General features: G+C 59.0%; 19 protein-coding genes and 3 tRNA genes. 16 read left to right on the top strand and 6 right to left on the bottom strand.

Annotation, left to right across the window (positions count from 1 at the left end; translation table 11 throughout):
- Window positions 1-134 precede the first annotated feature (134 nt).
- Window positions 135-217, bottom strand: a tRNA-Leu gene (locus tag NML54_RS02325).
- 347 nt (window positions 218-564) lie between these two features.
- On the opposite strand from NML54_RS02325, the gene ffh reads away from it, so the two are divergent.
- The 8 genes from ffh to NML54_RS02285 all read left to right on the top strand — a co-directional run bounded on the left by ffh (window position 565) and on the right by NML54_RS02285 (window position 9,085).
- Window positions 565-2,142: a signal recognition particle protein gene (gene ffh, locus NML54_RS02320; RefSeq protein ID WP_254755725.1), complete on the top strand. Its 1,578-nt coding sequence runs from the start codon at window positions 565-567 to the stop codon at window positions 2,140-2,142.
- A 115-nt stretch (window positions 2,143-2,257) separates the two neighbouring features.
- On the top strand, window positions 2,258-5,167 hold the full coding sequence (locus NML54_RS02315) for a hypothetical protein (protein WP_254755724.1): 2,910 nt from the start codon (window positions 2,258-2,260) through the stop codon (window positions 5,165-5,167).
- A gap of 12 nt (window positions 5,168-5,179) precedes the next feature.
- Window positions 5,180-5,668, top strand: a complete 489-nt coding sequence (locus tag NML54_RS02310) for an NUDIX domain-containing protein (protein ID WP_005505687.1) — start codon at window positions 5,180-5,182, stop codon at window positions 5,666-5,668.
- A gap of 323 nt (window positions 5,669-5,991) precedes the next feature.
- Window positions 5,992-6,414, top strand: a complete 423-nt coding sequence (gene rpsP, locus NML54_RS02305; RefSeq protein WP_049356712.1) for a 30S ribosomal protein S16 — start codon at window positions 5,992-5,994, stop codon at window positions 6,412-6,414.
- A gap of 2 nt (window positions 6,415-6,416) precedes the next feature.
- Window positions 6,417-6,662: an RNA-binding protein gene (locus NML54_RS02300; protein ID WP_254755723.1), complete on the top strand. Its 246-nt coding sequence runs from the start codon at window positions 6,417-6,419 to the stop codon at window positions 6,660-6,662.
- 275 nt (window positions 6,663-6,937) lie between these two features.
- Window positions 6,938-7,600: a ribosome maturation factor RimM gene (gene rimM / locus NML54_RS02295; RefSeq protein ID WP_254755722.1), complete on the top strand. Its 663-nt coding sequence runs from the start codon at window positions 6,938-6,940 to the stop codon at window positions 7,598-7,600.
- A 3-nt stretch (window positions 7,601-7,603) separates the two neighbouring features.
- Window positions 7,604-8,587, top strand: coding sequence for a tRNA (guanosine(37)-N1)-methyltransferase TrmD (gene trmD, locus NML54_RS02290; RefSeq protein WP_254755721.1), 984 nt, complete (start codon window positions 7,604-7,606; stop codon window positions 8,585-8,587).
- Between the two features lie 210 nt (window positions 8,588-8,797).
- Window positions 8,798-9,085: an antibiotic biosynthesis monooxygenase family protein gene (locus tag NML54_RS02285; protein ID WP_254755720.1), complete on the top strand. Its 288-nt coding sequence runs from the start codon at window positions 8,798-8,800 to the stop codon at window positions 9,083-9,085.
- Window positions 9,086-9,856: 771 nt separating this feature from the next.
- On the opposite strand, the gene NML54_RS02280 is transcribed toward NML54_RS02285, so the two are convergent.
- Window positions 9,857-10,273: an MmcQ/YjbR family DNA-binding protein gene (locus NML54_RS02280; RefSeq protein WP_254755719.1), complete on the bottom strand. Its 417-nt coding sequence runs from the start codon at window positions 10,271-10,273 to the stop codon at window positions 9,857-9,859.
- Window positions 10,274-10,364: 91 nt separating this feature from the next.
- Between NML54_RS02280 and ettA the strand changes: the two genes are divergently transcribed.
- Both ettA and NML54_RS02270 read left to right on the top strand, forming a co-directional pair.
- Window positions 10,365-12,044 carry an energy-dependent translational throttle protein EttA gene (gene ettA / locus NML54_RS02275; protein ID WP_070633972.1) on the top strand — a complete coding sequence of 560 codons (1,680 nt, stop codon included), beginning with the start codon at window positions 10,365-10,367 and terminating at the stop codon, window positions 12,042-12,044.
- A gap of 252 nt (window positions 12,045-12,296) precedes the next feature.
- Window positions 12,297-12,872 (top strand): HdeD family acid-resistance protein, encoded by a 576-nt coding sequence (locus NML54_RS02270; RefSeq protein ID WP_135007788.1) that lies wholly within the window; start codon window positions 12,297-12,299, stop codon window positions 12,870-12,872.
- 134 nt (window positions 12,873-13,006) lie between these two features.
- Here NML54_RS02270 and NML54_RS02265 read toward each other — a convergent pair whose 3' ends face one another.
- Window positions 13,007-13,915 carry an acyl-CoA thioesterase gene (locus NML54_RS02265; protein ID WP_070687623.1) on the bottom strand — a complete coding sequence of 303 codons (909 nt, stop codon included), beginning with the start codon at window positions 13,913-13,915 and terminating at the stop codon, window positions 13,007-13,009.
- 206 nt (window positions 13,916-14,121) lie between these two features.
- Here NML54_RS02265 and NML54_RS02260 point away from each other — a divergent pair, with 206 nt between their 5' ends.
- Both NML54_RS02260 and NML54_RS02255 read left to right on the top strand, forming a co-directional pair.
- Complete coding sequence (locus NML54_RS02260; protein WP_254755718.1) at window positions 14,122-14,985, top strand: DUF8185 domain-containing protein; 864 nt, start codon at window positions 14,122-14,124, stop codon at window positions 14,983-14,985.
- Between the two features lie 275 nt (window positions 14,986-15,260).
- Window positions 15,261-15,866, top strand: a complete 606-nt coding sequence (locus tag NML54_RS02255) for an HAD family hydrolase (protein WP_254755717.1) — start codon at window positions 15,261-15,263, stop codon at window positions 15,864-15,866.
- Window positions 15,867-15,987: 121 nt separating this feature from the next.
- On the opposite strand, the gene NML54_RS08965 is transcribed toward NML54_RS02255, so the two are convergent.
- Together NML54_RS08965 and pepN are read right to left on the bottom strand one after the other, a co-directional pair.
- Complete coding sequence (locus NML54_RS08965; protein WP_254755716.1) at window positions 15,988-17,133, bottom strand: SGNH/GDSL hydrolase family protein; 1,146 nt, start codon at window positions 17,131-17,133, stop codon at window positions 15,988-15,990.
- A gap of 240 nt (window positions 17,134-17,373) precedes the next feature.
- Complete coding sequence (gene pepN / locus NML54_RS02245; protein WP_254755715.1) at window positions 17,374-19,923, bottom strand: aminopeptidase N; 2,550 nt, start codon at window positions 19,921-19,923, stop codon at window positions 17,374-17,376.
- Between the two features lie 378 nt (window positions 19,924-20,301).
- On the opposite strand from pepN, the gene NML54_RS02240 reads away from it, so the two are divergent.
- The 3 genes from NML54_RS02240 (at window position 20,302) to NML54_RS02230 (ending at window position 22,347) form a co-directional block, all read left to right on the top strand.
- Window positions 20,302-20,793 carry a ribose-5-phosphate isomerase gene (locus NML54_RS02240; RefSeq protein WP_005505713.1) on the top strand — a complete coding sequence of 164 codons (492 nt, stop codon included), beginning with the start codon at window positions 20,302-20,304 and terminating at the stop codon, window positions 20,791-20,793.
- A 104-nt stretch (window positions 20,794-20,897) separates the two neighbouring features.
- A complete protein-coding gene (locus NML54_RS02235) occupies window positions 20,898-21,782 on the top strand; it encodes an Fpg/Nei family DNA glycosylase (protein ID WP_254755714.1) in 885 nt (294 codons plus the stop codon).
- Window positions 21,783-21,801: 19 nt separating this feature from the next.
- Window positions 21,802-22,347: a cysteine hydrolase family protein gene (locus tag NML54_RS02230; RefSeq protein WP_254755713.1), complete on the top strand. Its 546-nt coding sequence runs from the start codon at window positions 21,802-21,804 to the stop codon at window positions 22,345-22,347.
- A gap of 116 nt (window positions 22,348-22,463) precedes the next feature.
- Here the strand turns inward: NML54_RS02230 and NML54_RS02225 are convergent.
- Window positions 22,464-22,534, bottom strand: a tRNA-Gly gene (locus NML54_RS02225).
- A gap of 269 nt (window positions 22,535-22,803) precedes the next feature.
- Between NML54_RS02225 and NML54_RS02220 the strand changes: the two genes are divergently transcribed.
- Window positions 22,804-22,878, top strand: a tRNA-Pro gene (locus NML54_RS02220).
- Window positions 22,879-22,930 lie beyond the last annotated feature (52 nt).

The raw sequence follows: 22,930 nt of genomic DNA, 5'->3' as shown, positions 1-22,930 counted from the left end.
GGTTTTTGTGGTTTTTTTTTGTTTTGGGGCATTAGCGCCCCCCCCCCGGGGGGGGGGGGGGGGGGGGGGCGCCGGTAAGACGACCACACCAAAACGGGGCGGAACCGCTCCACGCTCCCCCCCCGCTTTTGGGCTGGTGCCCGAGGTGGGACTCGAACCCACACTCCGAAGAACCTGATTTTGAGTCAGGCGCGTCTGCCAATTCCGCCACTCGGGCATATCACGCATTTGTGCGTAACACATTTAGAATTCTAACCCAGGCTGTCTAGAAAATCTAATCTATCAGACGTGTTGGGGGCGCCGAGGCGGGGCGCGGAACATCTGCTGAGGGTTTCTGTTGCGCCTCTATGAGGGGGTAAGTCTGGTACCTGCCGCGCATTTGCTGAGGGGTGCGGGAGGGGATGTTGAGCGTAAATCCTGAGCTCAGGGTGAACCGGCGCCACTTATCCACAGGTGGAGGCGGGGGAGAAAGCGCGCATCCTGTATCCTTAAAGACTGACTAACCATCCCCGTTCGCCTTCGCGGCTGGGGGCCACCTCAACGTTAAGAAAGTGATCACGGCTCGTGTTCAATTCTCTCTCCGACCGCTTGACGGCAACTTTTAAGAACCTGCGCGGCAAGGGCCGCCTCTCCGAGGCAGACATTGATGCAACCGTCCGCGAAATCCGCCGCGCCCTGCTCGACGCTGACGTCGCCGTCCCCGTGGTCCGCGAATTTACCGCCCACGTGAAGGAACGTGCTCTCGGTGCGGAAGTTTCCGAGGCACTGAACCCCTCCCAGCAGATCGTCAAGATCGTGAACGAGGAGCTGGTGAGCATCCTCGGCGGTTCGACCCGCCGCATCAACATGGCGAAGAGCGGCCCGACCATCATCATGCTGGCGGGTCTGCAGGGTGCCGGTAAGACCACCCTGGCGGGCAAGCTGGCTCACTGGCTAAAGGGCCAGGGCCACACCCCGATGCTGATTGCATCCGACCTGCAGCGCCCCAATGCGGTGACTCAGCTGAAGGTTGTTGGTGAGCGTGCGGGTGTGCCCGTGTACGCGCCGCACCCCGGTGTGACCAGCGAGTTTGACGTGCCCACCGGCGATCCCGTGCAGGTGGCACGTGACGGTGTGGCTGAGGCTCGCGCTAAGCTGCACGACGTGGTGATTGTCGATACTGCGGGTCGTCTGGGTGTTGACGCTGAGCTCATGCAGCAGGCACGTAACATTCGTGACGCTATTGAGCCGCACGAAGTTCTGTTCGTTATCGATGCGATGATCGGTCAGGACGCCGTGAACACCGCTAATGCCTTCAACGAGGGTGTGGACTTCACCGGTGTGGTCCTGTCTAAGCTTGATGGTGATGCTCGCGGTGGTGCGGCGCTGTCGGTGGCTTCGGTGACCGGCAAGCCGATTATGTTCGCGTCCACCGGTGAGAACGTCACTGACTTTGAGCAGTTCCACCCGGACCGTATGGCAAGCCGCATCCTGGATATGGGTGACATCCTGACTCTGATTGAGCAGGCTGAAGCTCAGTGGGATAAGGCTGAAGCCGACCGCATGGCGAAGAAGTTTATCGATCAGGAAGACTTCACTTTTGAGGACTTCCTGGCTCAGATGCAGCAGATTCGTAAGCTTGGTTCCATGAAGAAGCTGCTCATGATGATGCCCGGTGCGGCTCAGATGCGTCAGCAGCTTGAGGCTTTCGATGAGCGCGAGATTGACCGCGTGGAGGCGATTGTTCGCTCCATGACCCCGCACGAGCGTGTGGCTCCGCGCATCATTAACGGTTCTCGCCGTGCCCGTATCGCTAAGGGTGCGGGTGTGACCGTGTCTGAGGTGAACCAGCTGATGGAGCGTTTCGCTCAGGCTCAGAAGATGATGAAGAAGCTTGCTTCGGGCAAGATGCCCGGCATGCCCGGTGGTATGCAGATGCCCGGTATGGCGGCTGCGGCCGGTGGCGCTCGTAAGAACGCGAAGAACAACAAGAAGAAGAAGGCTCGTTCCGGCAACCCGCAGAAGCGTGCGGCGCAGGAGGCGGCAGCAGCTAAGGCGCAGCAGGCTCGCGCCGGTGCTGCGTTCGGTCAGCAGGGTCAGAACCAGGAGACGGATCTGTCCAGCATGAACCTGCCGAAGGGCTTCGAGAAGTTCCTGCAGTAAGAGCAAATATGAGCCCCGTAAGGGGCGGTACGGGTGCGCACGTGGTGACGGGGCGCACCCGTACCGGTATGGTGCCCGGTTTGGGTGTATGAATGGGTGTGAAGGGAAGGTATCAATGGCTCAGAACGAGCAGAATTGGGATCGAGAGAACGCGGATGATCAGCTGAATGAGCAGGTCACGCCGTGGTCTCAGCGCGCCTTCGCTGATGATGCTGTAGAGGACCCTGCCGGTGACTCTGCTGGAGAATCTGCAGGAGAGTCTGTAGTTGAGGAGAGCTCGCTGGGATTCTCTGATGCTCCCGCAGAGGATATTGAAGACAACCCTTCGGGCAATCTTGAAGACGGCATCGCACACGACTATGCGGACGGCTTCGACAATGAATCGAACATCCTTCCCGGGTACACCCCCGTCTGGGCGCGTATCGCCCTCGAGTACGGGGAGCACTCCGCCGAACTGGCGGGCGACCTCGTCTACTCCAGCGAGAGCGATGACCCCGCCGTTGACGACGTTGCCGCAACCATTCTGAACCTCATTCGTGAAGCCCGCAGCATGCACGATGAGGTGAAGGCGGAAGACCCCGATACGCAGCGCGCCTGGAACGACCGCACGAAGGTTGACCGCCTCGCCGCCGCCCTGGAGAGCGAAGAGTGGACCGTCGATAAGCTCACCGGCATGTGGGACGACGCCCCCGCACCTGCCGGAACCGGCGAATCAGATAGCCCCGAGTACCTGCGCGCCCAGGACGAGGAGCGCACCGCCGAGAAGCATCGCAATGAGCGCATCGAGCAGACCATGGAGCTGGAGGAGAAGATTCAGCGCCGCCGCATCATGGCTCGTTCAACCACCGATGATGAGCTGATTGCCGCCCTCATTGAGGCGACCGCCGCCTCCCCGGAGCTGATTGCTTACGAGATGGGTGAGCATCAGGTGCAGCTCTACGTGCTATGCGCTGTGGATGATGAGGGCTACATGAACGTGCTGGAGGTCGCTGACGGCCACCTGCACGTGGGTACCCCCGTTGAGGACTACGTGGCGCAGCTGGTGGATCAGCTGCCGGTTACCGGTGCCGCCCTTGAGGGTGAGGCGACCGTGTGGGAGGAGCTGCCCAACGGTCAGGGTGAGCTGGAGTTCCTGGTGGACGGTGACGCCGCCATGCTCGTTGACCTGCCCATTGACATGATTACCGGGCTTCTTTTGGCGTACCTTCCTGCCGGTACTCGGCAGGTTGTTGCCGCGCCGGCGGGGGAGTGGACCCTCATTTCTGCTGACACGGTGGACCTGATGGCGCTGCTGAGCCTGCTGAACTGCAACGCCCTGATTGCTGAGGGTAATGCGAACCAGCAGCACCTGGTGGTCTATGAGGAGCCCGCCCGCGAACCCTACTCGGATGAGGAGTGGTACCTGGAGGCGTTCGGCGAACCCTACGAGAATATCGTGGAGGAGTTCACCTGGCAGCGTGTGCCTAAGCGCCTGAACCGTGCCCTCAGCCGTGAGGAGGTCGCACGTTTTGGTGGCGTGTTGGAGGATCTGCTGTCGGAGCTTCCCGGTAGCGCCCCGGAGCTGTCGGGTTCGAAGATTTTCGGTTCCGATGAGGAGGAAATCGAGCAGGGCATCGCTAATGTCATGGCGATGTTTGGTGTGAAGGATGACTCCATTGCCGGTCGCCGTCTGAATGCGTACCTGCGCGATACGAGCAATACCCTGGCGTTGGAGTCGGTGCTGCAGCTGCTGGATGTTCCCACGGAGCTGGCGCTGGTGCCGACCACCGGTTTTGATGTGGCGTCGATTAGCACGGCGCGTATCTTCGGCAACGAGGATGAGGGTTTCGTGCAGCCTGCGGCTGAAACTGCTGATGAGGCGCAGACTTCTGAAGCCCTGGACGTTACCTTCACGCTGGATGACTCCGTTGCCGAGGCTACCTTCTCTGAAAATACCTTCTCTCGGAGCACCTTCCCTGAGAACGCCTTCGTAGAGGAGGATTCCGTCGAAGATGCATCCTTCGAAGATGACGAGGAGATTGAACCCTATCCGGGTAACTTCCCCTCGCCCATGGAGCGTAGCTACCGGCTGGTGGCGACCGGTCGCCGCGTGACTCTCGCCGAGTGGATGGATGCCATTAGCGAAGGCCATATTCCCTTCGAGTACACGCATATGTCTTTCCCGGAAGACGCTCTTGATGAGGAAGAAGAATTCCTGGACTCTGAGCCGTTTGATGACTTCGAGGGTCCCTACGAGCAGGACCGCGATTCCGATAGGGACGACGCGGACCAGCCTGTGGATCGCAGGGTTTTCACCCCGGAGAAAGAAGCTGCTCGTGCGCATTTGAGGGCTGCCGTGGCACCATACTCCAGCCAGTCTGCCGCAGAACAGTCAGCCGCATCGCAGTCCGAGGCGAACCCGGCTGAGGCGAACCCTGCTGAGGGCGCACAATCCGATGCCGCGCGCTCTGCTGACTCACAGTCTGAGAATGTATCCACTGAAGATGCTCCGTCGCAGGCAACGCAGGTTGCCCCCTCCGCAGGGGCTGCCTCAAAGAATTCTGCCTCGAAGAAGCGCCTGACTCCGGAGCAGATTCGCGCGAAGACCCGCCGTGTGGGTATTGCCCTGGGTGCGGATGTGACCGCTCAGAGCGCTATCGCTCTGACCCTGGCGAAGGTAGCGCGCCGCCGCCGTGCTCAGGGTAAGGCGAGCCGTAAGTTCTCGGTGGCTGCGGCACTCTTTGCCCTGAATGCCACTGTGGAATCTGCCCTGATTCCGACGGTGCTGCGTTCTTTTGAGCGGACTCAGATGAAGAAGCATGCCCACCCGGTGGCGGATGCTGAGCTGGTGCATCCGGGTGACACCGCAGGGGAACAGCCCTCGACCAAGAAGCGCACTCTGATTGATGATTTGCGTGAGGGCCACTACCGCACGGTGGAGCAGGTTGCCCAGTCCACGGAGCAGGTACCCTCTGGACTGCGTGAGCGTGCCCTGGGTATAGTGCGTAGCATCAGGCAACGCGCTACGAAGAAAACCGACCGCTAAAGGAAAGAAGCCATGAAGGATTCCTATCTGAGTGATGAAGAGCTGAAGGCTTTTATCGCCACCTTGCCCACGCGCCGTTTGGCGGCGGGCGCGCTGATTCGTAATGAGCGCGGCGAGATGCTGCTGGTGAAGCCGAACTATAAGGACGGTTGGATTCTTCCTGGCGGCACCGTGGAGGCTGGCGAGGCGCCCAAGCCCGGTTGTGAGCGTGAGATTGTGGAGGAGCTGGGCCTGGATGTGAAGCTGGGCCGCGTGCTGCTGATTTTCCACGGCTTGTCGCTGGGTGTGTGGGGTGATTCGACTTACTACATGTATGACGGCGGCGTGATCGCGGCGGATACGAAGATTACCCTGCAGGATGCTGAGCTGGTGACCTATGAGTGGGTTGCTCCGGAGAACCTGGAAGGCTACGTGCGTCCGTCGATGGTGGAGCGTCTGCGTGAGTGCTACCGCGCCCTGGAGACGGGGGAGACTCTGGAGATGAGCAACCTCGACTCCTAACAACCTCGACTAGCGGCGGCTGCAGGGTGGCTCGCCGGGCGTAGCTATCTGAACCGAGTCACAGCCTAGTCGCCGGGTATATCACGGGGCGCTTCACGGGGTACAGAACGCTGTTTAAAAGTGATGTTCGGTGCCTGCGGCAATTATTTTTCCGTGTCGCTAGCTTAAAATCTTGGGCTCTGATACCCTAGCTGAGTACCCGGCGACGCGCGACCCCTCTCTTCGCGCGCCGTTGTGTCCATAGAGGCGCCGTGAATGGCCCGCCCCACGGGTGCTGAACCGTGTGCCTCGCACCAAATTATGAAACAGGAGTAACCACTAAAGTGGCTGTTAAGATTCGTCTCAAGCGTATGGGTAAGATCCGCGATCCTCGTTACCGCGTCGTGATCGCTGATTCGCGCGTCAAGCGCGACGGTAAGACCATCGAAGAGATTGGTATTTACCACCCGACCGAGCACCCCTCGCGTATCGAGATTAACTCTGAGCGTGCTCAGTACTGGCTCTCCGTCGGCGCACAGCCGACCGAGCAGGTTCTGGCTCTGCTGAAGCTCTCGGGCGACTGGGCTGCATTCAAGGGCGAGAAGGCAGAGTCCAAGATTCTGCCCGTCGAGGCTAAGGCTGAGTTCGTTGTTCCCGAAAAGGGTTCCGTGATCCTGCCCGAGGCTATCACCCCCAAGGCTGAGAAGGCTGAAGAGGCTGCTGAGGAAGCAGCACCCGAGGCTGAGGCTGAGGAAGCAGCTGAGTAATTATGTTGGCTGACGCACTCGAACACCTGGTTCGAGGGATTGTCGATCGTCCGGAGGATGTGAAGGTGCGCCTGCGCACTCAGCGTCACCGTGAAACCCTTGAGGTTCGCGTGCATCCGGATGACCTGGGCCGAGTTATCGGCAGGTCTGGTCGTACCGCCAAGAGCATCCGTCTGGTGATGGACGCTATTTCTGATGGCGAGCCGACGCGTATCGACATTATCGACACCGACAAAAAGCGACGCTAGCTCGTAAACGCTTGAAGCCCCCGCTCCCGGAGTTTTCCGGAAGGCGGGGGCTTTCGCGTACCTGCTTTCTTGGTCTGAGGTGTCGGCGTGAGTTATTGGCGAGAGTTATCAGCATGAGTTATCTGTGCGAGTACTCGCTCCGGCCGCCGTGGAGGCGGGGGAAAGACAGCCGCAGAGAGGCGGCAGAATGCGCCCGTCCTAAGTGCCCGGTAGAATAGTGGGAGCCGTGTACGCGCACGGCGTAGGTTTTAACTTGTATCCAGCGGAGGAAAATTATGCAGGTTGTGGTGGCTCGTATCGGTAAGCCTCACGGTATTCGTGGTGAGGTGACGGTTCAGCTCTTTACTGATGCCCCGCAGGAGCGTTTTGCCCGCGGTGAGGTGCTGGGTATCGAGAATTTCAAACCCGGCTCTGCTGCCGCTTCGGTGGCGCCTACCGGTGAGCTGACGGTTGCCGGTGCCCGCTGGAACAAGAAGATTCTGGTGGTCCGTTTTGATGAGGTGACTACCCGCAACCAGGCTGAGGAGCTGCGCGGTAGCCGCCTGGTCTACGAGGTTCCCGAGGGTGAGGGCGATGAAGAGGGCTTCTACGAGCAGGAGCTGGTGAACCTGCCCGTGTACCTGCTGGCGGACGTTCCCGAGGGTGAGAGTCCCGTGGATAACCCGGCTGTGGGCAAGCCGCTGGGTAAGGTGACCGGTCTGCAGACCATGCCGGTTCAGGATTTGTTGCTGATTAAGCTGGCTCGTTCGCCGCGTCTTGCCTCCGGTGCGGGTGAAGAGATCATGATTCCTTTTGTTGAGGAGATTGTGCCCGAGGTGGTTCCCTCGACCGAGGATGAGCCCGGCTTTGTGCTGCTGACCCCTCCGGCGGGTTTGATTGACCTGGTTGAGGACACTGAGCAGGACGCTGAGCATGCGACCGAGCAGGCGGGGGAGTAGTCCGTGCGCTACGATGTGGTCACGATTTTCCCCGAGTACCTGGAGCCGCTGAAGCTGTCCCTGCTGGGTAAGGCACGCGAAAAGGGTCTGGTGGATCTGCACTTGCACGATCTGCGCGAGTACACCTTTGACCGTCACCGCACGGTGGATGACACCCCGTATGGCGGTGGCGCGGGCATGGTGATGAAGGCGGAGCCGTGGGGTTTGGCGCTGGATGAAGTGCTTGCAGCCTCCCCGCTGAACGCTTCCGAAGACTCTACTGAGGGTGCCAAGTCTGAGGGCACTGAGCTCGCTGCCGAACCTGCTGCTGATACTCGCCCGCTGCTGATTGTCCCGTCCCCGGCGGGTGCCGTTTTCGATCAGGCGATGGCGTACGAGCTGGCGGAGGAGAAGCATATTGTCTTCGCTCCGGCGCGCTACGAGGGCATTGATGAGCGTGTGCTGGACTGGGCGCAGGAGAGCTTCCGCGTGATGCCTGTGTCCCTGGGCGATTACGTGCTCTACGGTGGTGAGGTTGCGGTCATGGCGATGATTGAGGCTATCACCCGCCTGATTCCGGGCGCGATGGGTAACCCTGCCTCCCTGGAGGAGGAGTCGCATACGGGCGGTCTGCTGGAGTATCCGGTGTACACGAAGCCCGCCGTATGGCGTGACCGTGAGGTGCCGGAGGTGTTGCTGTCGGGTAATCACGGTGCGATTGCGCGTTGGCGTCGTGACCGTCAGATTGAGCGCACCCTGGAGCGCCGCCCGGACCTGCTGGAGGCGTACCCGGTGGACCAGTGGGATAAGAAGGATCGCCGCTTCTTGGCTGAGCGCGGGGTGCATTTTGTGAACTTGGCGAAGGCGGCTCAGAAGAAGGCTAAGAAGAACCTCGCACCGCAGGCTGATAGCGCGGCTCAGGTGGCACAGCCTGATACTGCACAGTCTAATACCGTGCGGCCTAATATCGCGCAGCCTAATACTGTGCAGACCCAGCCGGATTCCTAAGCTTCGAACGGGTGCCTGTGAGTGCCTCGTGATTCTCTAAATGGGGGGTTAGCGTCATATAACTGTTAGTTGGCGCTAACCCCTATTTTTTGTGCCAGTGAACTGTTATTCTGAGGTTAACCTCGCTAAGAATATAGCTCACCTATAGCTGGTGCGAGGTTGAAATCCGCTTTCATCGTTGAAAGCACGTACTCAACAGAAGGAGGACACATGTCCGTTGTTAAGGTTCATAGCTTGGCTGTCGTTGGCGACAATCGTGCTGAGCTGGAGAAGCGCTTTGCCGCTGCACGCCACATCGCTGACTCTTTCCCTGGCTTTGAGGGTTTTGAGCTGTGGCGCCCCCTGGATGAGGGTGGCGACTATTTCGTGGTGACTCGCTGGGCTGATGAGGCAAGCCATGATGCATACGCGGCGGCTCGTCGTGAGCGTGACCCGAATACTGTTGTTTCTCACGCTGATGGCACCATGAGCTTCGAGAAGGTAGAGTTCAGCGAGTAACCGGTCATCCTGGGGAAACAATAGATAAACCCCGTCGGTAATCGCTCTGAGTAGGGGTTTATCTCATTTTTATCTCAAATAGTGAGGGGCCGCACTAGCTTTTCTTCATATTGCTTTAAGTGGGTATTAGTCCATGTGGAGGCGATATAAGGAGGGTTTAGGGCGGTTCCTCCTTGATTTTCGGGGCTTAAAATCCGCAGGTATTTAGCTGTGATTGGATATGTGGGTTCAGCGCTATAAAACACCTGAAATACGCTCAATGGGAGCCGGTGGAATACCTCAACCCAAAAGTGACACCGTGATGCAAAAGGCTATTATTCCCGAGAGCACACATTCGTCCGTGCCGGTAGTTCGGGCGAAGACAGCTATCCCCTCTCAGCTGTATCGCATGACGTAGCTGAGTCACTCAAGGGAAATATTCAGTGCATCCGTATGAGCGCCTCCTCTGCATAGGAGGTCTGGCAAGGGCGCCGACTCAACTATCACGTATTCACACAAGTGGTGCATGGTACGGAACCCCGCACTATATGGGATGGGAGCTTGGTGGTTCGACCGTTCATCGTGGTTGATGACCCTCCCAATCGCGGATGGGAATGTGCTTTGCCGTTAAAGACCGCTTTTTACTTGCCCCAGACTCGGATTCTACGTTTCCCTAACATTTTTCGGTCTAGTGCTTTTCAGCCTCGTGCTTTTCAGCCTCGTGCTTTTCGGCCTCGTGCTTTTCGGCCTCGTGCTTTTCAGCCTCGTGCTTTTCAGCCTAGGACTTTCTTCCTAGTGCTTTTCGGGTATTGGGCGCTCGCGGAACTCGATGGGTCGCTTCGCCTTGGGTAGCGAGTACATGACGCGCAGGTACGCATCCTCCACCAGCTCTTCTAGCACCCGCTCGGTTATGCCTTCGCCAGCGCCCACGGAAATCCAGTGCCGCTTATTCATATGCCATGCCGGGATGATGCTCGGGTAGATGCGCCGCAGCACCTCGGATTCTTCCGGGTCGGTTTTGAGGTTCACGATGGGGTAGCCGATGCCCTCGGTGTACATAGCGAAAATCTTGCCGCCCACCCGGTACACCGTGTGCTCGGGCCCGAATGGCTGATCGTGCGTTGCTAGCGGCATGGCGAGCGCGAGGCGGTCAACGGCATGTTCGAGGTCCGCGGGTACCAGAAGTTTGGGGGAGGGGTTTGTGCTCATAACTCGAGTCTAGTGCCCGCGTGGTACTTCGCATAGCATGCAACCTAAAACTCTCGTACCCTCAGTCGAATCCACGCTAAAATAGGTAACTATGGCTGAATTTATTTATCAGATGATCAAGGCCCGCAAGACTGTGGGCGACAAGGTCATCCTTAACGACGTGACGATGTCGTTCTTCCCCGGCGCCAAGATCGGTATGGTTGGTCCGAACGGTGCGGGTAAGTCGACCATCCTGAAGATCATGGCTGGCCTCGACCAGCCGTCCAACGGTGAGGCACGCCTGACCCCCGGTTACACCGTGGGTATCCTCATGCAGGAGCCGCCGCTGAACGAAGAGAAGACCGTTCTGGGTAACGTTGAAGAAGGCGTGGGCGAAATCAAGTCCAAGCTGGACCGCTTCAACGAAATTTCCGCCCTCATGGCTGAGCCGGATGCTGACTTCGACGCCCTCATGGAAGAAATGGGTCAGCTGCAGGAAGCTATCGACGCCGCTAACGCATGGGACCTGGACTCCCAGCTGGAGCAGGCAATGGAAGCGCTGCGTTGCCCGCCCGCTGACATGCCCGTCACCCACCTCTCCGGTGGTGAGCGCCGCCGCGTGGCACTGTGCAAGCTGCTGCTGCAGAAGCCTGACCTGCTGCTGCTCGACGAGCCCACTAACCACCTGGACGCAGAGTCCGTGCTCTGGCTGGAGCAGCACCTGCAGTCCTACGAGGGTGCCGTCATCGCGATTACCCACGACCGTTACTTCCTCGACCACGTGGCAGAATGGATCGCCGAGGTTGACCGCGGTAACCTGTACCCCTACGAGGGTAACTACTCCACCTACCTGGAGAAGAAGCGCGCCCGCCTCGAAGTTCAGGGCAAGAAGGACGCTAAGCTCGCTAAGCGCCTGAGCGAGGAACTGGACTGGGTCCGCTCCAACGCTAAGGGCCGCCAGGCTAAGTCGAAGGCTCGTCTGGCACGCTACGAGGAGATGGCTGCGGAGGCTGAGAAGACCCGCAAGCTTGACTTCGAAGAGATTCAGATTCCTCCGGGACCCCGCCTGGGTAACGTCGTTATTGAGGCTGAGAACCTGCAGAAGGGCTTCGACGGCCGCTCCCTGATTAATGGTCTGTCCTTCTCCCTGCCCCGTAACGGCATTGTGGGTGTGATTGGTCCTAACGGTGTGGGTAAGTCCACCCTGTTCAAGACCATCGTTGGCCTGGAGCCCCTGGACGGCGGCGAGCTGAAGGTCGGCGAGACCGTGAAGATTTCGTACGTTGACCAGAACCGCGCGAACATCGACCCGGAGAAGAGCCTCTGGGAGGTCGTCTCTGACGGTCTGGACTACATCCAGGTCGGCAACGTTGAGATGCCTTCGCGTGCGTACGTTTCCGCGTTCGGCTTCAAGGGCCCGGACCAGCAGAAGAAGGCGGGTGTGCTCTCCGGTGGTGAGCGTAACCGTCTGAACCTGGCGCTGACCCTCAAGCAGGGCGGTAACCTGCTGCTGCTCGATGAGCCCACTAACGACCTGGACGTTGAGACCCTCGCATCCCTGGAAAATGCGCTGCTGGAATTCCCCGGCTGTGCAGTGGTCGTCTCTCACGACCGTTGGTTCCTGGACCGCGTGGCAACCCACATCCTGGCGTGGGAGGGCACCGATGAGAACCCGGATCAGTGGTACTGGTTCGAGGGTAACTTCGAGTCCTACGAGAAGAACAAGATTGAGCGCCTCGGCCCCGAGGCTGCTAAGCCGCACCGCGTGGTGCACCGCAAGCTGACCCGATAGGGTTTGGTTCGGTAGTAAGCCCCGCCTCCTGCGCTGTTGAAGCGTGAGGAGGCGGGGCTTTGCTGTGTCTGCTGGGGAAGGGGTATAGTCCTGCTATCTCACGTGTTGTTCCGCTACGTGGTGGGTTATTCGTCGGTAGAAATAGTTCGCTCAGTGGCGACCGATATATCGTGGCGGACTTCATATTTACGGTTTATAATGGGTATGTGCGTAAGTACAACTGACACATGTGATTACGAAGAGAAGAGCATTATGCTTTCAAAATATAACTGGATGTCCTTGGTTACCGGTCTGTTGCTGATTGCAGCGGCAATCTACATGTTCGCCAATCCCGCTATTCCGCTGGTAGTTCTGGGTTATGTGTTCTCCATTTCGGTGTGGCTTGGTGGCGTGTTTGAACTGGTACGTTACTTCGGCACGCCAAAGCAGGCACGTACCGGCTGGGACCTGGTTGACGGCATCTTGACCGTGGTGGCTGGCCTGATTCTGCTGACTGCCTCGGTGGGTGCACAGGCAACCTTCATCCCGACCATTGTGGGTACGTGGATGATTATGTGGGCGCTGATTCGTCTGATGACTGCCCAGGGCGTGAAATACCTGAGCTACGCCGCCGGACGCCACCTGCAGCTCTCTGCTATTGGTACCCTTATTCTGGGCTTGCTCGTGGTGCTGTTCCCGATAATCTACGGCGTGGCGGCAGTATGGATGGCAGCACTGGGTCTTCTGGTGACCGGTCTGGTATTCGTGGGTGACTTCTTTGTTTCCCGCCGCACCAAGAGCACCGTGCACATTTCCCCGGACGGTGTGATTGACGGCGAAGCTAAATAAGAGCTTCCAAACGGCTTCTAGACCGTACACTAGAACATAAGAAAGACCGTGTGAGACAACCACCTCACACGGTCTTTCTGTATGCTCTGCCAGGTTCGCCTGACGCCTTCCGGTAGTCCTAGCGGTGCTCTGCTTTATCGATATTCCGGCAGGCGGAACATCATTTCCTGCGCCACGGTCGCCACCAGCTCACCGGAACGATTGAAAATCGAACCCTGCGCGAGCATCCTGCCGCCCTGCGCGCTCGGGGAATCCAGCACGTACAGCAGCCACTCGTCGGCGCGCGCCGGGCGGTGGAACCACATCGCGTGATCCAGCGAGGCGCTCTTGAGGCCCGGTTCCAGCCAGAACTTGCCGTGACGACGCAGAGCAGGCTCCAGCGGCAGGTAATCCGAAGCGTAGGCGATAGCGGCGCGGTGCTCCGCCTCCGACGCCTCAGAACCATCAGCATGCACCAGGCGGTCAAAGGTCTTGAACCACACGCAGGCACGCGGCTGTGTCGAGGAGGCATCCGCCTGAGTGTACAGAGGTGCGTCCACGTGTCGCATATCAATGGGGCGTTCCCACGCGACCGCCTGTGCAATTGGGTGGGGGAGCTGGCCCAGGTAGTCGCTGACCATCGGCAGCGATTCGGGGTCCGGCACCTCCGGCATGGTCACTGCGGTGTGCTCCGGGCCGCGGCTATCGGATTGGAAAGACATAATCGCCGAGAACATGGGCGCCTCATCATGGAACACCTGCACTCGGCGGGTCGAGAAGGAACGGCTATCGTTCAGGCGCTGAGTGGCGAAGAACAGTTCACGCTCAATATCGCCGGGGCGCAGAAAATAGGCGTGAATCGAGTGGATGTCCTTGCCCTCCACCGTGCGGTCGGCGGCAATAATCGACTGGGCAAGAACCTGACCACCGAAAGTACGCGGCTGCTCGCGGGTGAGCGTCACGCCGGTAGACACTTCATCACTACCGAAGGAGGCGGGCGCCGCCTCCACGGGGGAGAGGTCCAGCATCCGCATCAGGTTTTGGGTCACAGTGGGCTTGGTCATGGTTTTATTCTCGCATGTTTTCAATGAACTGGTTTCTGGCGTAGAGTGGGAGAGCATACTCTGAGACAACCATGACAGGTTGATTCGAAACATTGACTAGGAACAACGACACCGGATTATCGATCCGGAACGTCTGCCTAACACACCATCGGAGATATCACTCACCAACTTGCCACCGAGCAGGCCAACGCCGAAAAGGAACAGAAATGACTACGCCGTCTGAAACTATCCTTGACAATATCCCCGTGCAGGAGAACGCTCCCGACCAGAACAGCGCATCGAATGCGGCAGCACCCATTGAGCTTAAGTACAACCCCCACGAAGGTGTGGAGGAGCCCTACCTGATTCTGCCCGGCGGCGCGCAGGGCGCCGCAGTGGTCAAGGACCTTGCCACCTACATTTCTCGCGCCCTGGCGGTGAACCCGGATGCCGCTATTCGCCTGACTGCGCGTGGCCGCGTGGTGGCGGTATTCGCCTGCTCCCTAGAGCCGGAGGATGCTTCCTCGGACACCCCGGTTATTATGGGTCTGCGTGCCCTGCACCTGCTGGCTGACTCCACCCTGGACATGACCGTGCAGGCGCAGGCGCTACTGGACCGTCTGGCGCGTCTGCAGAAGCAGGCAGAAGAACAGGGGAACGAAGAGAACCCGCAGCTGGTGCTGTTCATGCCGCCGGTGACCGTCAACGCTAGTTGGGCTGGCAAGTCAGCCCCGCTTAGTGGCTGGTACGAGGTCGGTACCGTTCCGGTTGAAGAGTTCCACCGCGCCACCGCAGAGGGCCTGGAGGCGGTAGAACGTGCCCTGCCCGAGAACCCCGGCGCTGCGGTGCTTTCTACGGTGCGCTCGCGTATTTGGTCCTCCGATATGGTGCTGGAGTACCTACCTGAGTTCGATACTGTGCTTGTACCGACCGGCGCGGCATTCGCCCTGCGCGTGTTCGGTTTCATTCCGGAAGGCTTCACGGGCGATTTGCCGCTGTTCGCGGCGCACGTAGGTGCGGAGGAGTGGCTGCGCATTGTGGCGCCCGCCGGTATGGTGCTGGTGCGCCGCGGTTCCGGTTCGCTACTCTAACTTTCCTCGAGACATTCCTAGACTTTTTACGCTGGTGGTGTGGGCTCTTGGCCTGCGCCACCCGCGTTTTTCTATGCCGTATGACATCAACGGGGTAGTTGTAATAATGACATTCGATAGGGCATTACTTTACGGAAATAGGGTATTATAAAAAAACTACGCCCTTTCACCGGGGCGTCTTTGACACACCGATTATCAGCCACACCGCACGGGAACTCTTCCGCCGCGCCCTAACCAGGCGTGTCCTTCCCGTACGGATCGAAAGTGAGACCTATATGGATCTGATTGCAGTCGACATTGACGGTACCCTTGCCAGCAACCGAGATCAGATGGACAAGTACCTGACCGGTTTCTTTGCAAGCAACCGCCGATTCTTCAAGGCCATCCGCAACGCCACGGTCAATGTTGAAGTTGCCGACCGTGTTCGCGAAATCGCGGCAGACACCGGCGCAGAGGTCGTAGTAATTACCGGCCGCGATGGCACCTACATGAAGGAACTTAACCGGTTCATCGCCCGCGCAGGTTTGGAACCCAAGCACGTGTTCGCTAAGCCCTGCAACGGCGGCTCTAACAGCCCCGCATGGAAGGACTCCATCATTGAGTCCCTGATTGCTGACGGCAACCGCATTATCCACGCTTTTGAAGACACCGACCACGAGGTGTACCTGCGCCGCGGCATCCCCGTCACCTGGGTCGCCCCGATTCGCGACTACATTGGCGAATGGCACTACGAATCAATCGACATTGACCCCATAGCCTGGGCTGCCGAGCAGCGTGAGAAGAAAGCCGCGCGTGAGCGACAGAAGCGTCGCCTTGCGGAGGGCGTGCTCGCACACCAGAAAGCTGAGGCGAAGGAACGCCAGGCAAGCGTCGCGGCATAAAACCCGCACACTAACTTGAGAGCTGCGGTGGGTAACCCACTCAAACGAATGAGGCGCCGGAAGGATTCAACCCTTCCGGCGCCTCGTTCTCGTGATGCTATATACGTTGATTGAAGCTGATTTACGCAGCTGATTTAGGGAGGTCGAGCAGTTCACGTAGGCGAGCCTTGAACGGTGCCGCCAGCTTGTACTGCGCCTCATCCTTCAGATGCACGCCATCAGCCAGGTCACCCTCAGCCAGGTAAATGGTCTGCCAATCAGCGGTGTCCATGAACAGTACGCCGGTCTCGCGGGCGCCCTGCCTTGCCACCTCGTTTGCCACGTGACGCTTATGCGCCACCTGCTTATCCGTCGCCGCAGCCTCACTCATCGACACCACGCCGCCAAACACGATCTTCGACGACGGGTACATGCGTCGCAGCTGCTCAATGACCTGAGTCTGGTGAGCGTTCACGCGCTCGCGAGCCTTCGTCTCATCCTCGTGAATGTAAATGTCATTGCCGGAGGCATCCAGGTAAATCACGCCGGGGTTACCGCTCGGCAGAGCCCAACGGCCACCCACCACACCCTGATAGTAGGAGGGGCACACACCGTCGCGGGCAGTCACAAAACCGATGCCGCCGCAACGGAACATGTACGGGACGAAACCTGCCTGCTTCAGACCCAAACCAACCCAGGAGGTCGCGGTCACCTGCGAGTCACCAATCACCAGGGCATCCTTAGCACCAAGAACATTGGTGTTCCGCGGCAGACCGTTCGCCTTATCCCAGTAGAGTTCAGCCTTCTCAAACTTGGTGTACAGAACGCCCTTCTCGGATCGCCAGCTCACCGGCAGACCCTCCCAACCAGCAAAGTTGCTGTACCCGCGCTGCTTCCACCAGTGCTCGTAGACGCCGGATTTCACCGCAACCGGACCGTACTTGGGGGTGTACATGACAACGCCACCCTTGAAATGCTGCACCAGCATGTCGGCGGCATCAGCGGAGGTGGAGAACGGTGCCTGAATCTCACCGGTTGCCTGCGCACCCTCCTTGCCGAAGGCCTTCTGCGCGGTGCGTTCCATCTTCTGAGCCGGGGTGGTCGGTTCCGGAGTCGGCACGGGGGAGGGGGATCCGCTGGGGCTTTTTTGCACCGACTGGGTAGGCTCGGCGCTCGCTGCGGCGGTAACGGCGGTGCTACCGGGCGCGGTGAAGCCTCCTGCGGAGTACACGCCAAAGGAACCGGCGGCAACCGCAGCAAGGACTGCGCCGGTCAGAGAAACTTTCACGATAGGAGACTTGCTAGAAGGCATGCACAACAGTATACGATAGGCGGCAACCCCAAATAGAGAGCTTTTGAGGGATATTCAAATGAAAATAACAAAATATGCACCGCAGTGACAAGATTTAGACTCTTGATGCAAAACGTCCCCTCCCACCCCGAATCGGGGTAGAAGGGGACGAACAAAAACCTATGAGCAAAAACCTATGAGAGCAGGTGGCGGACCCGCCTCAGCTCACAAGCATTGTTAGATGTCAGCAGCCTGAACCTTCAGCGCACGAGCCACGCCGTCGCGTGCCTCCGCAATCTGGCGGTACAGAGCCGCAGCATCCTCAGGCAGAGACGCCAGGTACGCCTCGGTACGCTCCAGCAGCTCAGCAGTCGGCTCGCTCGGGTACATGCCACCAATAATCTGCATGGAAATCTCGTGCGAACGAGAACGCCAAATACCCTCAATCTGCTCGAAGTACTGCTCGTTGTACGGGGCAATCAGCTCGGGCTTGCCGGACTTGAAACCGGCAATAGCGTAACGCTGAATCATGTTCGACAGCTCGCCGGTCACCATGATCTTGTTCCAGTACTCAGCCTTAGCCTCCGCAGTCGGAATCGATGCGTACGCCTGAGCAGCGTACTGCTGACCGTTCGCGGTGTTGTCGTTCTCCAGCTCCGCAGCAATCTGCTCGGCGGAGAAACGGCCACCGGTAGCCAGGCGGCACACCAGGTTCCAACGCAGGTCAGCGTCAATGTCCAGACCCTCAAGGGTCAGCTCACCCTCGAAGAGGCGCTGCACATTGTTGTACTGGTCCTCGGTGCGGGCCTGGTTGATGAACGCCGGCAGCAGCTGCAGCTGAGCATCCGAGTCGGGCTCTGCAACGCATGCCAGCTCCCACAGACGGTCAGCGGCACGGTGGCGGGTCTCCTCGCGAGCCTCAGGCGCCACGAAGGAGTGCAGGGTAGCGGACAGGTTGTTGATCTGGGTGCGCAGAGCGGTGGAGTTGGTCTCCTTACCGATATTGTTCAGCACCAGGTCAACGTACTTACGTGCCGGCATCTGAGCGTCACGCACGGTATCCCAGAGCGAACCCCAGACCACGCCGCGAGCCACAGACGAATCAATGTCGCCCAGGTGCTTGATAGCGGTCTCGATGGAACGCTCGTCCAGGCGAATCTTTGCGTACGCCAGATCCTCATCATTCAGCAGCAGCAGGTCGGGGCGCTTCTTGCCGATAGCCTCCTCAACCACGGTCATCTCTCCGTCAATGTCCAGCTCGATGCGGTCGGTGCGGGTCAGCTTGCCGTCCACCAGGTTGTAGAAACCAATCACGGCACGGTGCGGGCGCAGGGTCTCAAAGCCCTCAGCGTAGGACTGACGGATACCCAGGTTCGAAATGTTGCCCGCCTCGTCATTATCAACCTCAACGGCAAGAGTGTTCACGCCAGCGGTCTCAAGCCACTTAGCGCTCCACGCACGCACGTCACGGCCGGAGGTACGCTCCAGCTCAACCAGCAGGTCGTCCAGAACGGTGTTGCCCCAGCTGTGCTTTTCGAAGTACACCTTCAGAGCAGCCATGAAGTTCTCCTGGCCAACCCACGCGACCATCTGACGCAGCACCGAAGCGCCCTTCGCGTAAGTAATGCCGTCGAAGTTCACCTGAACATCGGCAAGGTCACGAATCTCAGCCACAATCGGGTGAGTCGAAGACAGCTGATCCTGACGGTACGCCCAGGTCTTCTCCGACGCGGCGAAGGTAGCCCACGCCTCCTTCGCGTAGCGGGTGTTCTCCGCAGCAGCCAGGGTCGACATGAACTCAGCGAAAGACTCGTTCAGCCACAGGTCATTCCACCACTTCATGGTGACCAGGTCGCCGAACCACATGTGAGCCAGCTCGTGCAGAACGGTGATAGCGCGGCGCTCACGCAGAGCCTCCGCAACCTTGGAGCGGAAGACGTAAGTCTCCAGGTAGGTCACGCAGCCAGCGTTCTCCATCGCACCGGCGTTGAACTCGGGAACGAACAGCTGATCGTACTTCTCGAACGGGTACGGGGTCTTGAACTGCTCCTCGTAGAACTCGAAGCCCTGACGGGTCAGCTCAAACATATCCTCAGCATCCACAAACGGCATGAGAGACTTACGAGCGTACACGCCCAGCGGAATCACGCGACCCTCAGAGTTAGTCAGCTCGCTGGTGACCTTCTCGTAGGGGCCAGCCACAATCGCGGTAATGTACGAAGACATGCGCGGGGTCGGCTTGAAGAACCAAGTCTTCGCACGGCCGCAACCGCACTCCTTCTCCTCAACCTTCACCTCGGGCTGGTTCGACACAACCACCCAGTGCGAGGGAACGCGCACAATAAACTCGAATTCAGCCTTCAGGTCGGGCTGCTCAAAGACGGGGAACACGCGGCGGGAGTCCGGCACCTCAAACTGGGAGTACAGGTACACTTCGCCGTCGGCGGGGTCCACGAAACGGTGCAGACCCTCACCGGTGTTGGTGTAGAACATCTCTGCGTCAACGACCAGAGTGTTCTCAGCAGCAAGGTTCGGCAGCTGGATGCGCTCGCCGTCCGCCAGGTCGGTGCTCAGCTCTTCGCCGTTGAGGTTAATGGAGTTGACCGAGGAGGTGATGGCGTCAATGAAGGTGGAGGCACCTTCCTGAGCGTCGAAGCGGATTTCAACCTTCGAGGAGAAGACGTCTTTGTCCTTCGGAAGGTCGAGTTCAATACGGTACGAGTGCACGCGCTTAATAATGGATGCGCGTTCGGTTGCCTCATTGCGGGTTAGGTTCAGGCCGGGCATACAGCTCCCTCTCCTTAGATATGAATAGCGTGCCGTGTTGACACGCCCTGTCATGGTGCGCTGGTTCCCGAGGTGCGCGGCTCCTGCGACGCTGCATACGTAGCGCTGGAGGCGTTCTAGCTTGGGCGCGGCGAATCGGGACACCAAAAAGTGCCATATCCCACAGTCTACCGTATAGGTGAGGGTCTAGAAGGCTCCGCATTACCCGAACCCGCGCGAATTCGATACAGTTAAGACAGAAAAACCCAAACGGGGAAGCGTATCCCACCTGATGGATGCGCGGCGCACTATAGCAACGGCGCTCAGAACTGAGAACCGGCGCCTACCACGAACGCACAAACGCACGTCACACCAAGACAAAATCACCAGGAGAGTACCATGCGCGTACACATCGCAACCGATCACGCTGGCCTCGAACTGAGCCACTACCTGATCGAGTCCCTCACCGCTGCGGGCTACGAAATGATTGACCACGGCCCCGCCGACTACGACCCGCTGGACGACTACCCCTCGTTCTGCATTAACGCAGCCCTTGGCGTGAAGCGTGACCGCGAGGCTGGCCTGGACTCCCTGGGTATTGTGCTGGGCGGTAGCGGCAACGGCGAGCAGATGGCTGCGAACAAGGTTGATGGTATCCGCGCGGCTCTGGCTTGGAACCACGACACCGCAGCACTGGCTCGCGAGCACAACAACGCACAGGTCGTTGCTGTGGGCGGCCGCCAGCACAGCAAGGAAGAAGCACTGGAAATTATCAAGGTCTTCCTGGCTACCCCCTGGACCAACGAGGAGCGTCACGCACGCCGTATCGGTCAGCTGGCTGAGTACGAGCAGACCGGCGACATTGCCGGCAAGCAGATTGATGCTGCCTAAGCTCTAAAATCTGAGGCGCATAGTGCAGGCTATGCGCCTCAGTCGTCTCTGCACCCCATATAATCCGTACTATTTCTAGCCGACAAGTTTTCGAGGAGAACCCCGTGCCCGAAGGCCACTCCATCCACCGTATTGCCCGCCAAATCAGTGACGTCTTTACCGGCGAACGCGTGCAGGTTTCTTCCCCGCAGGGCCGCTACGCTGAGGGCGCCGCCCTGCTGGATGGGCACACTATCACCGGGGCGTACGCGCACGGTAAGCACCTGTTCGTGACCTTCGAGAACGACCTGACTCTGAACGTACACCTGGGTATTTACGGTAACTGGAGCTTCGGCGGGGATGAGATGTTCACGGGTGCTTCGAGCATTGGTGCGCCCCGCAAGGTCGGCGAAAAAGAGTACGCGGCGGGGGAGGGGGAGCCTTACGCCGGTCCTCCCGAGCCGAAGAGTACGGTGCGTTGCCGTATTGTTTCGGAGCACGGCTGGGCGGACCTGGTGGGCCCGACTATCTGCCGCACCCTCACACCGGAGGAGGTGCGCACCGTCCGCTCCAAGCTCGGCCCCGACCCGCTCAACCCGGATGCTGACCCCGAACAGTTTTACCGCGCCGCGCGTAAGAGCTCCCGCCCGATCGGTGTGATTCTGATGGATCAGGCGGCAATCTCCGGCGTGGGCAATATCTTCCGCGCCGAGTCGCTGTACCGCCAGGAAATTGACCCGCTACGCCCCGGCAAGAGCCTCAGTGACGAGGAGCTGGAGCGACTCTGGGAAGACAATAAGCATCTGCTGGTCATCGGCGTGCGCGTGGGGCGCATCATCACCACCGAGCCCGAAGACCGCCCCGGCGTGCCCGAAACCGAAGCGTGGCCTGACCACGCCAACTACGTGTACATGCACCACGGCGAGCCCTGCCGCCGCTGCGGAACGACCATCCGCATGGAAGAAATTGCCGGCCGCAAACTCTACTGGTGCCCCGGCTGCCAGAAGTAGCTACAGGAGGAGAAGAACAATGGCTGAGGCTCTATTGGTGGTGGATGTTCAGAGGGGTTTTCTGCATCCGCAGCTACCGGCTAGAAATAATGACGGTGCGGAAGAGAAGATGCAGAAGATTATGGAGGATTTCCGCTGTTCAGGGCGCGAAATAATCCATATTCAGCATCGGGGAACGGATTCGAGCTCCTTCTTTTACGATGAGGAAAATATTAGGTTCCAGAGCGGATTTGAGCCTCGTGTGGGGGAGAAGGTATTTACAAAAAATGTGAATAGCGCATTTATTGGTACAAATCTGCTTGCCTATCTGCGTAAACGCGGGATTGATCGGCTCACGGTGATGGGTTGTACGCTGCCGCATTGTGTGTCTACCACTGTGCGGATGGCGGCAAATTATGGTTTTCAGGTGACTCTTGTTGAGGATGCCTGCGTAACCTTTGCTCTTTCTGATGGTGCCGGTGATTTTCTTTCCCCGGAGATGGTGCACCTCTACAATATTGCGGCGTTGCGCGATGAATTCGCCACGATTGTCTCGGCGCAGCAGCTGCTTGAGAAGTATATATAAGTTAGGCTGGAGCGTGCGGATTCCGAGCGCGCGAGGGAATGTATTTTCGCCCGTAAGCGATTCCCGTCATCCCCGAGCACAAAAAATCCCCCCGACAACGTCGGGGGGATTGTGCGAGGGGATGACGGGAATCGAACCCGCGTAATCAGTTTGGAAGACTGAGGCTTTACCATTAAGCTACATCCCCGGAATGGAACTTGACCATAGTAGCGAGGTTCCATCTGTGCTGTCAAACTCTTAGGTGTGTTGGCGCGGTTTTTGTGCGGGGGCCTTTGCATGTTCTTACAGGCATTTGTCTTATCTTTTTGTGTTAGTCTGCGCATCCTTATTAGGGGAGTACGCGCTCAGTGGAAATAAACCGCGCACGAGCCGCTGTGTTGGGCATTTAGAGGGAAAACAGGTAAACTAGGGCACTGACTGTGTTAAACACGCAAGTGCGCAACACGGTCGGTTTCACGGGGCGTGGCGTAGCTTGGCTAACGCGCCTGCTTTGGGAGCAGGAGATCGCAGGTTCGAATCCTGTCGCCCCGACGTGAAACGGTTGCCGCGACGCTACAAGGTCGTGGCGCTCTTTCCACTAAGC

Origin of the sequence: Rothia gullae, from assembly GCF_024294905.1 — a bacterium.
Lineage (GTDB): Bacteria > Actinomycetota > Actinomycetes > Actinomycetales > Micrococcaceae > Rothia.
The sequence above is the reverse complement of the archived record's forward strand: the minus strand, read 5'-3'. Positions and strand labels throughout refer to the sequence as shown.

Coding starts and splice junctions, on each gene's coding strand:
- NML54_RS02285 (WP_254755720.1), top strand. CDS start 8,798: ATGTCCGTTGTTAAGGTTCATAGCTTGGCTGTCGTTGGCGACAATCGT.
- pepN (WP_254755715.1), bottom strand. CDS start 19,923: ATGCCCGGCCTGAACCTAACCCGCAATGAGGCAACCGAACGCGCATCC.
- NML54_RS02310 (WP_005505687.1), top strand. CDS start 5,180: ATGAAGGATTCCTATCTGAGTGATGAAGAGCTGAAGGCTTTTATCGCC.
- NML54_RS02230 (WP_254755713.1), top strand. CDS start 21,802: ATGGCTGAGGCTCTATTGGTGGTGGATGTTCAGAGGGGTTTTCTGCAT.
- NML54_RS02260 (WP_254755718.1), top strand. CDS start 14,122: ATGACTACGCCGTCTGAAACTATCCTTGACAATATCCCCGTGCAGGAG.
- rimM (WP_254755722.1), top strand. CDS start 6,938: ATGCAGGTTGTGGTGGCTCGTATCGGTAAGCCTCACGGTATTCGTGGT.
- NML54_RS02265 (WP_070687623.1), bottom strand. CDS start 13,915: ATGACCAAGCCCACTGTGACCCAAAACCTGATGCGGATGCTGGACCTC.
- NML54_RS02315 (WP_254755724.1), top strand. CDS start 2,258: ATGGCTCAGAACGAGCAGAATTGGGATCGAGAGAACGCGGATGATCAG.
- NML54_RS02270 (WP_135007788.1), top strand. CDS start 12,297: ATGCTTTCAAAATATAACTGGATGTCCTTGGTTACCGGTCTGTTGCTG.
- NML54_RS02300 (WP_254755723.1), top strand. CDS start 6,417: ATGTTGGCTGACGCACTCGAACACCTGGTTCGAGGGATTGTCGATCGT.
- NML54_RS02280 (WP_254755719.1), bottom strand. CDS start 10,273: ATGAGCACAAACCCCTCCCCCAAACTTCTGGTACCCGCGGACCTCGAA.
- ettA (WP_070633972.1), top strand. CDS start 10,365: ATGGCTGAATTTATTTATCAGATGATCAAGGCCCGCAAGACTGTGGGC.
- NML54_RS02255 (WP_254755717.1), top strand. CDS start 15,261: ATGGATCTGATTGCAGTCGACATTGACGGTACCCTTGCCAGCAACCGA.
- NML54_RS02240 (WP_005505713.1), top strand. CDS start 20,302: ATGCGCGTACACATCGCAACCGATCACGCTGGCCTCGAACTGAGCCAC.